Source organism: Methanosarcina baltica, from assembly GCF_055394095.1.
Genome location: NZ_AP042463.1, coordinates 2805140 through 2818930 on the forward strand (window position 1 = coordinate 2805140; position 13791 = coordinate 2818930).

Below are 13791 nucleotides of genomic sequence, written 5' to 3' on the forward strand. Positions count from 1 at the left end.
TAAACTCCTTTTTCTCATCTTTTGCGGTGGCCGGATTAACCTGCACCCGGCGACCAAAAACACAAGCAAAAGGAACATTGTACATTAGAATATGAAAACATCAACCATGGAGCACTGGATTACCTAAAATTGTAGTCTTGATGCATTCATCCCCTGAGCTGAAGACTCAGGGGTTTTCTACTGCGTTCTTATAATTTGAGCCCCAATTTTATCTACCATGACAGATTCCAGGCCCGTTCCAGAATGCAGTACAATCGACATTGCACCCACGATTTCAAAACTGCTGGCCATCCCCATGGTAGTTCCCACGGGAAGGCCCCTGTCCTCCGTGGAAACTTTAGCTGAAAAACACGGCTGCAAAAGAGTTGTAATCCTGATTATAGACAGCCTTGGGTATTCGCTCTATGAAAAATTTGCCCCTATAATGGAAAACACCCAAAAACTTGCCGAAAAAGGTCTCCTTTTCAAATGCAGGTCTCCGGCAACCCACACGTCCCCGGCCATTGCCTCTATCTTTACGGGTTACCGGCCTGAAGAACACAAAATATACTCGACCGGGGACATCTACACGGAACGGGGCAAAGATCCGGAAAACCCCAAACTCAGGAGCATCCTGGAATGGACGGCAAGAGCCGGAAGGAAGGCCGCGGTCGTAATCGAGGCTGAGGGGGCAGAGACTTTCAGGGGCATGATTATGGATATTTACGGGGTCCCCAATTCCGAAGACATCCTGGCTTATGACCGGGAAATCGCAGAGGCTGCGGTCCGGGCTCTTGGGAAGGAGCCAGAACTTCTGGCGGTGCACCTTCGGGCCCTTGACCGTTACTCCCATAGGGCGGAGAGCTGGGACGAATTGAAAATAGCTGCCAGGGCTGTTGACGAAAACGTCAGGAAAATAGTTACCGGGGCCGGGAAAGGGACGCTGTTTTTCCTCTGCGGAGACCACGCAATCCACGGAAGTGAAAAATGGTTGAAAAAGGCCACGGAAGAAGAACAAAAAAACCACCGGGACAATTTTGTGGCCCTGATCGTCAGTTATTTCTGAGAGTTTCTCTTTTCTTCTTTCTTTTCCATTTTCCTCCATATTTTTGTTTTCTACTCTCTACCCTTCTAAAATTAAATTATTCAATCAGCATCTTCTACAGCACAATTATATATAACATGGTCAATAAAATCGATTCATTTCAGAGCATTCAAACTAAAAACTTTCATAAAGGTGCACGGGTATTCTAACAGGCTGTGCCCCGGGCATTTGCAAAAATCAAAGCGGGAGAATATACTACATGCAGGAAAAAATTAAAGAAATCGCAAGCCGTGTCCATGAACTTAGGGAATTGTCCGATATTTCGGTTGAAGAAATGGCGAAAAGTATGGAAATTCCAGCCGCAACATACCGGAAATACGAGGAAGGGACCGAGGACATCCCGGCCAGTATCCTTTTTGAAATAGCTCATGAGTTGCAGGTGGACATGGGAACTCTCCTTACAGGAGAAGAGCCGAGGATGAACATCTTTACCGTAACCAGGGCCGATAAAGGGGTCAGTGTTGAGAGGAGAAAGCAGTACAAGTACCAGAACCTGTCCGAGAAGTTTATTCATAAAAAAGCGGAATTTTTCATCGTAAGCGTTGATCCAAGGACTGACGGAAGCAAACCTTCCACAAACTTCCACCACGGACAGGAATTTAACTACGTGCTTGAAGGGAGCCTAAAGGTTTACATCCATGACAACGAAATCGTTCTTGAAGCAGGCGATTCCATTTTCTTTGATTCTGGATACGAACACGCCATGGAAGCCCTTGGGGGCAAACCTGCCAGGTTCCTGGCATCGATTATGTGAACCGAAAAAGGGATGAAGAAAGGCCTTTTTTTATATGAAAAAGTTCTTTAAATTCACTCTTTCAAACTTTTCACCAATTCATTTATCCTATCACTTTAACCGAACTTTTTAAATATAGCACATCAAAACGGGTGTAAAACATGTCCTCTTTGCTGAGCCAATTTGTTTCGAAAACCGATTTTGAGTCCTACGAGGACTTTCATGAAAACTTCAAAATACTTGTCCCGGAAAACTTCAATTTTGCCTATGATGTCGTGGACAGGTATGCGGAAACCTGCCCTGAAAAACGGGCCCTTGTCTGGTGTGACGACCTCGGAAATGAAAAAATCTTCACTTTCAAGGATCTGAAATACTACAGCGACAAAGCCGCCAATCTCTTTTCCAAACACGGGATAGGAAAAGGCGACTACGTCATGCTTACCCTCAAGAGCAGGTACGAGTTCTGGTTCTGTATCCTGGGCCTCCATAAACTCGGAGCCATTGCCGTTCCCGCAACCCACATGCTCATGGCCCGGGACATTACTTACAGGATTGAAAAAGCGGAACTGAAAATGATCGTCTGCATAGCCGAGGACGGTGTCCCAAAACGTGTGGATGAGGCTCATGCCGAATCCGGGGAATCCGGCCTCTCGCTCGTCAAGGCCGTGGTCGGAGCCGCGGGAGAAGGCTGGGTTGACTTCAGGAAGGAACTCGAAGAGGCTTCCTCTGAGTTCAAACGGCCAACAGGAGATTTTGCAACCTGCAACGAAGATATTTCCCTGGCCTACTTCTCCTCAGGAACCGCGGGTTTCCCGAAGATGGTGGAACACGACTTTACATACCCTCTCGGACACATCCTGACCGCAAGCTACTGGCAGAACGTGGAAGATGAAGGGCTACACTATACGGTTGCGGACAGTGGCTGGGGCAAATGCGTTTGGGGCAAAATCTACGGGCAGTGGATTGCCGGATGTGCGGTCTTTGTCTATGACTACGACAGGTTCGATGCCAAACAAATGCTTGGAAATGCTTCGAAGTATGGGGTTACCACCTTCTGCGCCCCTCCGACCGTGTACCGTTTCCTTATCAAGGAAGACCTTTCGCAGTACGACTTCAGTTCTCTCACCTACGCTGTTGTGGCGGGTGAGCCTCTTAACCCTGAAGTTTTCAACCGTTTCCTGGAATTCACGGGGCTCAAGCTCATGGAAGGCTTCGGGCAGACCGAAACCGTTGTGGTCATTGCCACCTACCCCTGGATGGAGCCAAAGCCGGGATCCATCGGAAAACCCTCGCCAGGGTTTAAGGTCGAAATCATGGACAGGGACGGTAAGATCTGTGACGTCGGGGAAGAAGGCGAAATCGTAATCAACACGAAAGCCGGAAAACCAGCCGGGCTTTTTGCCCGGTACGGGAAAGACTCTGAAAAGACCGCTGCGGCCTGGTATGATGGTTATTACCACACAGGAGACATGGCCTGGAAGGACGAAGACGGCTACCTCTGGTTCGTGGGAAGAGGCGACGATATCATCAAGACCTCGGGCTATAAGGTCGGGCCCTTTGAGGTTGAAAGCGCTTTGATCCAGCACCCGGCAGTGCTTGAATGTGCCATTACCGGAGCTCCGGACCCTGTAAGGGGACAGGTCATCAAGGCCACAATCGTGCTTACAAAGGACTACACCGCCGGGGATAAACTTAAAAAAGAGCTGCAAAATCACGTCAAGAAGGTCACGGCTCCCTACAAGTACCCGAGGATCGTGGAATTTGTGGACGAACTTCCAAAAACGATCAGCGGGAAGATTCGCAGGGTGGAAATCCGCGACCAGGACAGGGAACAGGCCTGATTTTCCCAAAAAACGCTAAAACGCTGAAAAATAACAAGGATTATAAAACAGTTCACTATCATTAGAATGTAAGATATCGGCCTGAGCTTTCAGGCCGAAAATGCGGGGACCAAATGGAATGGTATCAATAGAGTTAATAGAGTCAATAGAATCAAATAGATTTCCTGTTCCCGCAGGCTTTTTATATTTTCCAAAATTGCTAGGGCAGGTTTGACCGAAAATTCTGTCACGGTAATTTATTATAGATAAGTTAATTATGGATAACTTAAGCGAAAACCTGATTTAGTACCCGAAAACGGCATGATAAGGACATACTGAAAGGTACAAAGTGGACATAAGAATAAGAGGATTTGACATGTCAAAAACTGATAAAAAGGAAGCATATCCTGTAATCAATATCCTTGAATGCAAGGCCTGCGGGCGCTGCCTTCTTGCCTGCCCGAAAGGCGTACTTTCGATGAGTGAGGAACTCAACGACCGGGGCTACCATTACGTGGAATACAAAGGAGAAGGCTGCACCGGCTGTGCGAGCTGTTACTACACCTGCCCCGAACCCCTGGCTATCGAAATTCACATTCCCCTGAAAGAAGGCAACGAAGAAAACGAAGTAAATGAAGAAAACGAGGTGGAGGCCGAATAAGGCCCAAGGGAGGTAAAAAATATGGCTACACAACTCGTTAAAGGAAATTCCGCAGTTATCATCGGGGCCCTCTATGCCGGCTGCGACTGCTTCTTTGGCTACCCGATCACCCCCGCAAGTGAGATACTGCACGACGCATCCAAATATTTCCCGAAACTCGGGAGAAAATTCGTCCAGGCCGAGTCCGAAGAGGCCGCAATAAACATGGTCTTCGGTGGAGCTTCTACCGGACACAGGGTCATGAGCTCTTCCTCCGGACCAGGGATCAGCCTGATGCAGGAAGGAGTCTCCTACCTCGCAGGCGCTGAGCTTCCCTGCGTAATCGTGGACATCATGCGGGCAGGCCCAGGGCTCGGGAATATCGGGCCCGAACAGGGAGACTACAACCAGGTCGTCAAGGGCGGTGGGCACGGGAACTACAAAACCATAGTGCTTGCCCCGAACTCCGTGCAGGAAATGTGTGACTTTACCATGAAGGCCTTTGATCTTGCTTTCAGGTACAGGAACCCGGTTGTGGTCCTGGCTGACGGGGTACTCGGACAGATGATCGAGTCCCTGGAGTTCCCTGATAAAGCGTTAGTCCCTGAAATTGATACATCCTGGGCAGTCAACGGCACGGCAGAAACCCGGCCGAACCTTGTGACCTCTATCTTCCTGGACTTCAACGAACTCGGGCAGTTCAATGAAAAACTGCAGACCAAGTATGAATTGATTAAGGAAAATGAAGTCGATTACGAGGAATACCTGATCGAAGACGCTTCTATTGTCCTTGTCTCCTACGGGATCAGCAGCAGGATCTGCAGAAACGCCGTGGACCAGGCCAGAAAGGAAGGTTTCAAGGTCGGACTCTTCAGGCCAAAGACCCTTTTCCCCTTCCCCGAGGCCGAACTGAAAGCCCTTGCCGAAAAAGGCTGCACCTTCGTCTCTGTGGAAATGAGCAACGGACAGATGATAGACGATATCAGGCTTGCGACCGGCTGCTTAAGGCCTGTTGAACTGGTGAATAAAATGGGTGGAAACCTGATCACCCTTGACCAGGTTATGGCCAAAATCAGAGAAATTGCAGGGGAGGCATGAACATGGCAAAAATAATTGATGGAGAAAAGGTAATTGGAAAGCCTGATGCCCTCTATGCCGAATACGTAAGAAAGGGTGGAGCTGCCCCCACGGCTACCCACTACTGTCCTGGGTGCGGGCACGGGATCCTGCACAAGCTCATCGCCGAGGCAATCGATGACCTGGAAATTCAGGACAGGACCGTTATGATAAGCCCTGTTGGCTGTGCGGTCTTTGCTTACTACTACTTTGATGCAGGAAACATCCAGGTGGCCCACGGAAGAGCTCCCGCGGTCGGGACCGGAGTCTCAAGAGCCGAGGAAAACGCGGTCGTTATCTCCTACCAGGGAGACGGGGACCTGGCTTCAATCGGGCTTAACGAGACTATCCAGGCCGCAAACAGGGGAGAAAAACTCGCGGTATTTTTCGTGAACAACACCGTCTACGGGATGACCGGCGGTCAGATGGCTCCAACAACTCTTGTGGGCGAAAAGACCGTCACCTGCCCCGAGGGCCGGGACCCCCGCTATGCCGGATATCCGCTCCACATGTGCGAACTCCTGAATAACCTCAAGGCCCCGGTCTTTATTGAAAGGGTCTCCCTTTCGGACATCTCCCATATCAGGAAAGCCAGAAAGGCTGTTCGGAAGGCCATGGAAATCCAGAGAGACGGCAAAGGCTATGCTTTTGTGGAAGTGCTCGCCCCCTGCCCGACTAACCTGAAAATGGATGCCAAGCAGGCTGCGGCTTTCATTAATGAGGAAATGGAAAAGGAGTTTCCGCTTAAAAACTTCAGGAACAATTCCGCAGAGGCCGAAGCCCTCCAGAGAGGAGTCAGCGACTTTTCAAAAGAGGCCCTGGATAAACTCTTCGGGATCGAAGCCAGCGAGGAAGAAAAAGCTGCAAGGACGGACTTTACCCAGGTCCAGATAAAGATCGCGGGCTTTGGTGGGCAGGGTGTGCTTAGCCTGGGCCTGATCCTGGCTCAGGCCGGAGTGAAGGCAAAGCTCAACGCTTCCTGGTATCCCTCCTACGGGCCGGAACAGCGCGGCGGGACCTCGAACTGTTCTGTCGTGATTTCAGGGGAAGCCATTGGTTCTCCCGTTGTCTATTCTCCGGACATCTTGATTGCCATGAACCGGCCTTCCCTTGAAAAGTTCATAGGGTCCGTCAGGAAAGGTGGCCTGGCTCTCTACGACAGCACAATCGGGGAATTCGAAGCCCCGGAAGGCGTCAGAGCAGTCGCAATCCCGGCGGCCGAAAAAGCCAAGGAAGCAGGTACGGAAAAAGCCGCCAACTCCTTCATGCTCGGGGTCCTTATGGGGCTCGGGGTTACAGGCCTATCCGAAGAAGCCTTCAAAGAGGCCCTGGCCGAGAACTTCGCAGGAAAACCGAAGGTTATTGACTTTAACCAGAAGGTCCTGGAAGATGCGGCAAAATGGGCTGAGGAAAATCTGTAATTTTTTCTTTGAGAAGGTCTTTCAGGTAAGTCTATAAGTTCATTATCTGGCAGGTAAACAGCCCAAAAGCTATTTGCCTGCAAGCTCTTTTTTGAATCTATTCTCGATTCCGGTGCTCTCAACGGCAGACGCAGGAGGCCGGGCTTTTCAAAATAAAAACAAAGACAGAACACACGCTAAAAACAGTGGGGCCGAACGAAGGAAAAAGTGTATCTATTCAGGGTAAGGGTGGCACATTTTCAATCGCCGCATGAAGTGAACTTATAGTAGGTATATTATTCTTTATTAGTGTAGATATGTATCCCCTAATTCTAAAGAAAACATCTGCTCCATGGGGTTTCCTAAAATCTCCCGATATTTTTTGCTGAACTGTTATCATTCTGAGATCTCTTTCTGCTTGGTTGTTACTGAAAGGAACTCTTAGATCCGTAGCAAACCTCAAGATTTCTTTTTCATACTTTGAAAGTCTATCAAGGAGATTTTTTGCATCGCTCTGCGCTTTTCTTCCTCTTTTAACCCCATTGTCTTTCGAGATTTCAGGTGGAGGATTGTCCTCAAATCCTTTCATTAGTATTGACTGATACTTTTCTTTAAAGGTCTTGAGCGTATCTTCATCTATTTGTATGCCCTGTTTTCTGGCAAAGTCTGCGCATTTTTTAATTTCATATAGGAGATCAGACATCTCCTCAGCCCACACTTGCTTGAATATGTTATAAATGTCTTTAAGTTCTCTTTGAATGTGGACATTACATGCCGCATGTTCACATTTGTATTTAAAATAGGGTTTCCAGAAATCGTGGACTATAATTCCTCTATATTTAGGCAACACTCCCATTTTATTCATTGCTTTTGATCCTCGACTCCTATTATGGAAATAGTATGTATATTTTTTTGTAGAGATTAAATGGCAGTATTCCCCTTGACCACCAACGTCGATTCCAGTTTCATCACCATGGATGACATTTTCTTTTATCAGTTGCTTCTTGATGTGGTTTGTAGCACCTTTCAACTTGTGAAATAACTTATTTTCTGCCCTAATTATTGTACCAACGCTTATATCAAATCCAAAGGCATCTTTAAATAATTTCTTGATTCGGTCATAGGGAATCAATTGGTAGTTTCGGAGGTAAATTGCAATTGTTAAAACCATATTGCCATATTGGACAGGTTTTGTAATTGATTTCGGAAAAGCAGCTTTGTTTTTGCGGTTACAATAAGGACATTTTTTGATCTCAGCACGATGTTCGGTCACTTTACGCCTTACAATTATTTCAAATTCTTGTCTCTTCTCGTAATTTATAACTTCAATCTTCTCAATGTTACAACCACAATGTTCACATTTATGTAGCTTATAAATGATTGTTTTATCAGGATTTTTAATCATCCTTAATGTAGAACCAGGATGCCCTTTTTGGCCGCCAGGACGTCTAAAACTTCCTTTTTGTGAACCTTTTGATTGAGGTATTTTATCAGTAGAATTGTTAGTAGAGGGAAGTCGATTTCTTTTTTGGTTTTGGTTATTCTTTTTTAGGCGAGATTCTAACTCATTAAGTCTTTCTCGAAGTTCGGTGTTTTCGGATTCAAGATTTTCATATCGAGATTCAAGCTCTTCGTGTCGAGATCCAAGATCTTCATACCGAGATTCAAGCTCTTCGTGTCGAGATCCAAGATCTTCATACCGAGATCCAAGATCTTCATACCGAGACTCAAGATCCTCAATATATGAAACAATGGATTCAGGGTCTGAACGGCATTGAGTAAGAATCTCTTCACATTTCATAAACCTCATTCCAAAATCCGATGATTTTTATATTAATCTATATGAAAAAAGTAATTGTTGAGTTTATACGAAATATAAGTTAGAAACAGAGGTAGCTGAATAGATACGAAAAAGTATTATCACACTGCTTTTTTTGACCTGTTGTTTCTCAATTCAAAAAACAAGTATGTGCATTTGAGTGCGCTATTTTCCATTGTTAAGGAATGAGTCAAATATAATATCAAGTATTTTTGTTTACCATTCATTAACCATGGAACACACGGAAGGACATGGAAACCGGCCTTCGGCACCCGAGTTCCGCTTCGGGAGCACGGGGTCCTTTTCGGGAGCTACGCTCCCTCAAAAGGACGAAAAACGCCAGAGCAACCGTATTTGTCGTCTTCCGGTCGTTCTTTTTCCGTGTGTTCCGTGGTTTGAATTCACACACCAAAATATAGGGCTATTCCCAAACTGAATATATGAAGTTATATTTTTACCATTCCTAAAATTGCTTTCCCTTTTTCAACATCAGCATAAATATCTTAAAAGTGTCTATTAATTTTAATAAGTAATTTATACTCTGTGCAATATTTGATTACTAAAGTTAATAAGATTGTTTTATCTCGTCTACGGATGTTTTCTCAAGAATAATTTTGAAGAGAGGCTTATGAATACAGTTTGTATCTACAAAAGGAGTTATTTGAACATGAAATGCTGGAAAATAATGGTTTTAGCGCTTCTTGTACTGTGCCTTGCGGGCATGTCGGAAGCGGGACCAAACGAAATATTTTCAGAAAATGGAATAGTTCTGGACTACACGGAAGGTGGACATTACGATACCGATTTCGGTGCTAACTTTATGTCGGAATGGTGGTACCAGAACGGGGATATGAGACTTGTTTCTGAGGACGGGGAACAGAAAAACATGGCTTTTTTGTTGTAATGACGCATCAGGAGTCTCCGATCATGTTAAATGATCCGGAATCCGGAGTACAGCGTTCACACATGGCAACCTTTTACGGACTTTATCCCTATGGGGAGACGGCTTCTCATAATTTTACACAGATTCTTGTAAACCGGTCTGATATTGAAAATTATGTCACATTTCATGTACCTTATCTTGATTTCAATTACCCTGAAGGTCTGGGGAGCTTTTACGGTTCAAGTTCCAAGCACTACCGGTTGGACTACGACTTCGATAATATGCAATTGAATCTGGTTTTCAAACCCCTTGCTGAGAAAACGGTGGATAGTTGCAATGAACCCGTAAATTTTACAACTTATGAAAGCTCCTATGGAAACCTTTACGGTACCGTGGAGCTTGACGGGAAAAAATACAGGGTTACACAGGCTGATGGATATTTTGATCATATGATTCCTTATACCGTTGACATGCCCTCATGGGAAATGGAAATGCATGGATGGACCTGGTCGGAACTTACGACGGATAATTACCAGACCGTGCTCTATGCTGTGAGGGGACTTGAAGATGGTTACTCTAACTATACTTACAGGCATCTGACCCTGTTGGATAAAAATACAGGTGAAGTGATCGCAGAATACTCCGGGGATGAGCTGGATGTAGTTGAAAGTGACTGGACGGAATTGACGGTAAATGGAGTGCCTGTAATCCGGCCTTCAACGCTTGAAGTATCAGCACCTGACCTGCACATCAATGTAAAAGCTCAAAGTGTGGTCCAGTTTGATGAATCTTCATATTTTGGTGGGCAGCCTGTGTCATTTGTTGACTTCATGGCATTCCAACCCCGTACAGCTTCTATCGAAGTCGGAGGAAATATTGAAGAGGGAAGCGCATTTTACGAGTACATGGTCACGGATTGGGGAGCGCTTTACTCCTGTCAATAATCACTGGAAAAAAACGGAGAATAAGTGCTGTAAGTCCTATAACTTTCAATTTTTTTTTCGTAACTATTCAGCCTACTGATAAAAAAAGCATAGTTTCAGCTAATGTTGCAACTATCGGATAATAGCGGCGCTCCATTGAGCGCCGCTCGAATAGCATCCATGACATTCAAGCTATTCTTTCTAATAGTGGATATGTATCCCCGAATTCTGCAGAAAGCTACCGCTCCTTCGATGCTTCGGAAAGTTCCCGAAATCTTCTGTTGTAGCTTCATCATTCTGATGTCTCGCTCTGCTTGATTATTATCAAATGGAACTCTCAGGTCATTGAGGAATTTCAGAATCCTATCCTTGTATTTTATGAACCTATCAAGGAGATTCTTTGCTTTTGTTTGTGCTGGTCTTCCTCTTTTTTTAACCTGTTTTGAGAGGTCAGGAGGTGGATTTTCTTCAATTCCCTCTTTAATTATTTTATCGTATATTTCCTCGAATGCCCTGACTTTTATTGGATCTATTGGAATTTCCATTTCTCTGCATTCGTCGGTATATTTTTTTACTTCACTCAGAAGTTCATTTACTTTTTTAGCCCATTGCTGCTCAAAATTCTCTTCAACTCCAGTGAGGTCCCTCTTAAGATGAGCATTGCAGAGAGCATGTTCACATCCATATTTGTTGTATGATGCCCAACCATCATGAACTACTACCCCCTTGTATTCTGGAAGAAAACCCAAAGCATTCATTGCCTCTGATCCTCTTTTTGGATGTACAAAATAGTATGTCCACAGACTGTTTGAAACAACATGGAGCCACCATTTTGTCCCTAAAACCCTCATTCCTGTTTCATCACAATGTACAGAATAGGCTACCCGTAGATGTTCGAAAACAGCTTTTTCGAAAGGTTCCAATTTCTGGAATAATTCCTTTTCAGCTCTTTTTATGGTAGCAGGGCTGATACGTATTCCATAAAAGTCCTCTGACAAATCACAAATCCGTTTATAAGGAATCAATTGAAAGTTCCTTAAATATACAAGAGAGGATAAAAGGCGAGGTCCATATTGAATAGGGAATTTTATAGAGTCTGGAAAAGTACCTTTGTTTATTTTCCCACAGTGAGGGCATTTCTTGGACTCAGCACGATGTTCGGTAAATATGATGTTCACAGGAGGAATATCAGCTTCTTGCCTGCGTTCACAGTCCCGAACTTCAGTATCTTCAAGATCATGACCACAATTTTCACAGCAGTGAGGGGAATGAAATATTATATGGTCAGGATCCCCAACCATTTCGAAAGTACTTCCAGAATGACCTTTTTGACCACCAGGTTTTTTCCCACTTCTTGTGCGGCTACTCTTAGGTTTAGGTTTTTCATTCACAAAAACGTCAGTAGAAGGAGGTTTACTGCTGTTTTGGCTGTTTTGATTTAGACGAGCCTCTAAAACCCTTACACGTTCCTCAAGTTCAGCAATTTGAGAAGCCTGTTTCTCTATGATAGTCTCAAGTCTCTGAATTACAGCAACGACTGCTTCAGGGCCTTCTTCATAGATTTCAAGAATCTCTTCACGTGTAAGCATGATACTGAAGAGATAGAGTTATTTTATATGCAATTTTTCCTCGAAACGAGGAAAAATTGCCTTTGTTCAAAGTATGGCTGAATAGTTACAAAATCATGTGCTTATATTTTAAGCACATGGTTCAATATCATGAGGTCGTTATGCGCCAAAAAATGCGGAATGCAGGATTTGATTTTCTTTAATTTTTTTAATTTACTTTATTTTTTGCTATAGTTTCCGTCCAAAAAAGTATATATTATTTCATAAATTTAAGATTTAAGTCGTGATAAAGTTCCATTTAACTTTCATGCGGTAAGTCCCCTTTCTCGACAGTCAGAAGCTGGTAGGTGGGGTTGTTGACTTGCAGCTAGTGTCGCGTCAATCCTCATGGGTTAAATAATTCTGAATAGATGTAATCGATTATATACGACATTTTACTGCTGACACGACACTAGTTATATCCAACATACAAACATAATTAAAGAACATAAGTTAGAAACAACTCTAACTTATTCTTTAAATGCACATTTCGAACCCCTATTAAGATAGGTAAATAATGCACGATTTCAGGTCGTTTTATTGACTCCATATCAGCAAAATGACTTTTTTGTGCAATATATTGGTACAAGAGTGTTAGGGAGGCTGTATCAAAACTCGACTCAATTCTACAATTGGATAATGATTATTGTGGGCTTTAAATATATGCAGAGAATTATTCTATAATTCTGGAATAGTTTTACCTTATAGTAGAATATTTTGCCCCAATTGTATAATCGGATTTAGTTTTGAGACAGCTTGTAGGGTTCAATTTTTTGTTCGAGACCTGAATATTCAGGCTTTTCCCTTTCTCCTTCCATTCAGGCTTTTCTTTTTCTTTTTCCGTTCAAGCCCTCTTTTTCCATCCAGAGATCTTTCATGGTTTCTCTGATTTCTTTTATTTTTTCTATGCTGGCCTCTTCGTTGATGGTGTCTATTTCATTGAAGGATTCCAGGGCCACTTTAGCCGCAATCGAGGCGTTGTTCAGGTAGCGTCCCCGGGCTTCGGTCATTATGGTCTGGAGGGCTGAGGCTGCCTGGAGGACCGCGCTTTCCATTCTTTCCTCTTCTGCGGCTTTTCCGATTTCTTCCAGGGACGAACTGATTTCCCTGGCCGGGTTTTCAAAGTTTTGTTCGAGGGCTTCGAGGGCTATTTCTTCGAGCATGAGTTCGGCCCCTATGACGGCGTCTTCGAGGTCCTGTTTTGCGGCGGTGACTCCGTTTTCTCCGAGGCAGGATATGCAGGTTGCTGTGTCTTCGTCACGGGTCGGGACTTTTACCTTTGCGACTGATTTTCCAATTTCCCCGAGTCCAATTGCAACGGCTATGGTTTCTCTTTTCAGGTCTCTGAGAGCTGCCGTGTTTCCTATTCCTCCCAGGATGGACGCTGCGATCTTTGAGGCCATCTCCATCTTTTTTTCGGCTGCTTCCTTTCCTATGCTCCCGAAGGAGAGCAGGATGCTTACCGTGGTATCCTCCATCTGTTGCCCCATGGAGTTGTCCAGAAAGGTTTCAAGGGCCTTGAGAGCAAGGACGGTTGCCATCTCCATTTTCTGCCGGGCCGCAGCTTTTCCTATTTCGCTTATGAAGGCTATCGTACGCTTTGCTTCGTTTACCTGATTTCCGGCAAAAAAACCCGAGCCCCGTTCTGTCAGAAAGTCCAGGGCCCGGACCGCTCCCTCTTCAAAATCCTCCTCAATCGAGGAAAGCCCCAGCATCAATACCTTGTTTTCTTCCAATACCCTGTTTTCGTTATCTGATGGCATAAC

The 13791-nt window shown here is 44.8% G+C and carries 11 protein-coding genes; 8 read left to right on the forward strand and 3 right to left on the reverse strand.

Annotated elements, in window-relative coordinates; genetic code table 11:
- Window positions 1–217: 217 nt before the first annotated feature.
- From ACZ5QV_RS12435 to ACZ5QV_RS12460, 6 genes are all read left to right on the forward strand, one after another.
- On the forward strand, window positions 218–1045 hold the full coding sequence (locus ACZ5QV_RS12435) for an alkaline phosphatase family protein (RefSeq protein ID WP_464600103.1): 828 nt from the start codon (window positions 218–220) through the stop codon (window positions 1043–1045).
- 238 nt (window positions 1046–1283) lie between these two features.
- The gene (locus ACZ5QV_RS12440) at window positions 1284–1838 is read left to right on the forward strand and encodes a helix-turn-helix domain-containing protein (protein ID WP_464600104.1); all 555 of its coding nucleotides are present in this window, start codon (window positions 1284–1286) and stop codon (window positions 1836–1838) included.
- Between the two features lie 140 nt (window positions 1839–1978).
- On the forward strand, window positions 1979–3658 hold the full coding sequence (locus tag ACZ5QV_RS12445) for an AMP-binding protein (RefSeq protein WP_464600105.1): 1680 nt from the start codon (window positions 1979–1981) through the stop codon (window positions 3656–3658).
- Window positions 3659–4013: 355 nt separating this feature from the next.
- Window positions 4014–4298 carry a 4Fe-4S dicluster domain-containing protein gene (locus tag ACZ5QV_RS12450; RefSeq protein ID WP_464600106.1) on the forward strand — a complete coding sequence of 95 codons (285 nt, stop codon included), beginning with the start codon at window positions 4014–4016 and terminating at the stop codon, window positions 4296–4298.
- 21 nt (window positions 4299–4319) lie between these two features.
- Window positions 4320–5375, forward strand: a complete 1056-nt coding sequence (locus ACZ5QV_RS12455; protein WP_464600107.1) for a 3-methyl-2-oxobutanoate dehydrogenase subunit VorB — start codon at window positions 4320–4322, stop codon at window positions 5373–5375.
- A 2-nt stretch (window positions 5376–5377) separates the two neighbouring features.
- Complete coding sequence (locus ACZ5QV_RS12460; RefSeq protein ID WP_464600108.1) at window positions 5378–6814, forward strand: 2-oxoacid:acceptor oxidoreductase family protein; 1437 nt, start codon at window positions 5378–5380, stop codon at window positions 6812–6814.
- A 217-nt stretch (window positions 6815–7031) separates the two neighbouring features.
- On the opposite strand, the gene tnpC (ACZ5QV_RS12465) is transcribed toward ACZ5QV_RS12460, so the two are convergent.
- Window positions 7032–8594, reverse strand: coding sequence for an IS66 family transposase (gene tnpC / locus ACZ5QV_RS12465; RefSeq protein ID WP_464599444.1), 1563 nt, complete (start codon window positions 8592–8594; stop codon window positions 7032–7034).
- Between the two features lie 685 nt (window positions 8595–9279).
- On the opposite strand from tnpC (ACZ5QV_RS12465), the gene ACZ5QV_RS12470 reads away from it, so the two are divergent.
- On the forward strand, window positions 9280–9516 hold the full coding sequence (locus ACZ5QV_RS12470) for a hypothetical protein (protein WP_464600109.1): 237 nt from the start codon (window positions 9280–9282) through the stop codon (window positions 9514–9516).
- 23 nt (window positions 9517–9539) lie between these two features.
- A complete protein-coding gene (locus ACZ5QV_RS12475) occupies window positions 9540–10439 on the forward strand; it encodes a hypothetical protein (RefSeq protein WP_464600110.1) in 900 nt (299 codons plus the stop codon).
- A 95-nt stretch (window positions 10440–10534) separates the two neighbouring features.
- On the opposite strand, the gene tnpC (ACZ5QV_RS12480) is transcribed toward ACZ5QV_RS12475, so the two are convergent.
- Both tnpC (ACZ5QV_RS12480) and ACZ5QV_RS12485 read right to left on the reverse strand, forming a co-directional pair.
- Complete coding sequence (tnpC, locus tag ACZ5QV_RS12480; protein WP_464599339.1) at window positions 10535–12007, reverse strand: IS66 family transposase; 1473 nt, start codon at window positions 12005–12007, stop codon at window positions 10535–10537.
- 836 nt (window positions 12008–12843) lie between these two features.
- Window positions 12844–13788, reverse strand: coding sequence for a hypothetical protein (locus ACZ5QV_RS12485; RefSeq protein WP_464600111.1), 945 nt, complete (start codon window positions 13786–13788; stop codon window positions 12844–12846).
- Window positions 13789–13791: the final 3 nt, after the last annotated feature.

Excerpts from the sequence above, each read along its gene's own strand:
- ACZ5QV_RS12460 (WP_464600108.1), top strand. The coding sequence starts at position 5,378 with ATGGCAAAAATAATTGATGGAGAAAAGGTAATTGGAAAGCCTGATGCC.
- ACZ5QV_RS12470 (WP_464600109.1), top strand. The coding sequence starts at position 9,280 with ATGAAATGCTGGAAAATAATGGTTTTAGCGCTTCTTGTACTGTGCCTT.
- ACZ5QV_RS12455 (WP_464600107.1), top strand. The coding sequence starts at position 4,320 with ATGGCTACACAACTCGTTAAAGGAAATTCCGCAGTTATCATCGGGGCC.
- ACZ5QV_RS12435 (WP_464600103.1), top strand. The coding sequence starts at position 218 with ATGACAGATTCCAGGCCCGTTCCAGAATGCAGTACAATCGACATTGCA.
- tnpC (WP_464599339.1), bottom strand. The coding sequence starts at position 12,007 with ATGCTTACACGTGAAGAGATTCTTGAAATCTATGAAGAAGGCCCTGAA.
- ACZ5QV_RS12450 (WP_464600106.1), top strand. The coding sequence starts at position 4,014 with ATGTCAAAAACTGATAAAAAGGAAGCATATCCTGTAATCAATATCCTT.
- ACZ5QV_RS12445 (WP_464600105.1), top strand. The coding sequence starts at position 1,979 with ATGTCCTCTTTGCTGAGCCAATTTGTTTCGAAAACCGATTTTGAGTCC.
- ACZ5QV_RS12440 (WP_464600104.1), top strand. The coding sequence starts at position 1,284 with ATGCAGGAAAAAATTAAAGAAATCGCAAGCCGTGTCCATGAACTTAGG.
- ACZ5QV_RS12475 (WP_464600110.1), top strand. The coding sequence starts at position 9,540 with ATGTTAAATGATCCGGAATCCGGAGTACAGCGTTCACACATGGCAACC.
- ACZ5QV_RS12485 (WP_464600111.1), bottom strand. The coding sequence starts at position 13,788 with ATGCCATCAGATAACGAAAACAGGGTATTGGAAGAAAACAAGGTATTG.
- tnpC (WP_464599444.1), bottom strand. The coding sequence starts at position 8,594 with ATGAAATGTGAAGAGATTCTTACTCAATGCCGTTCAGACCCTGAATCC.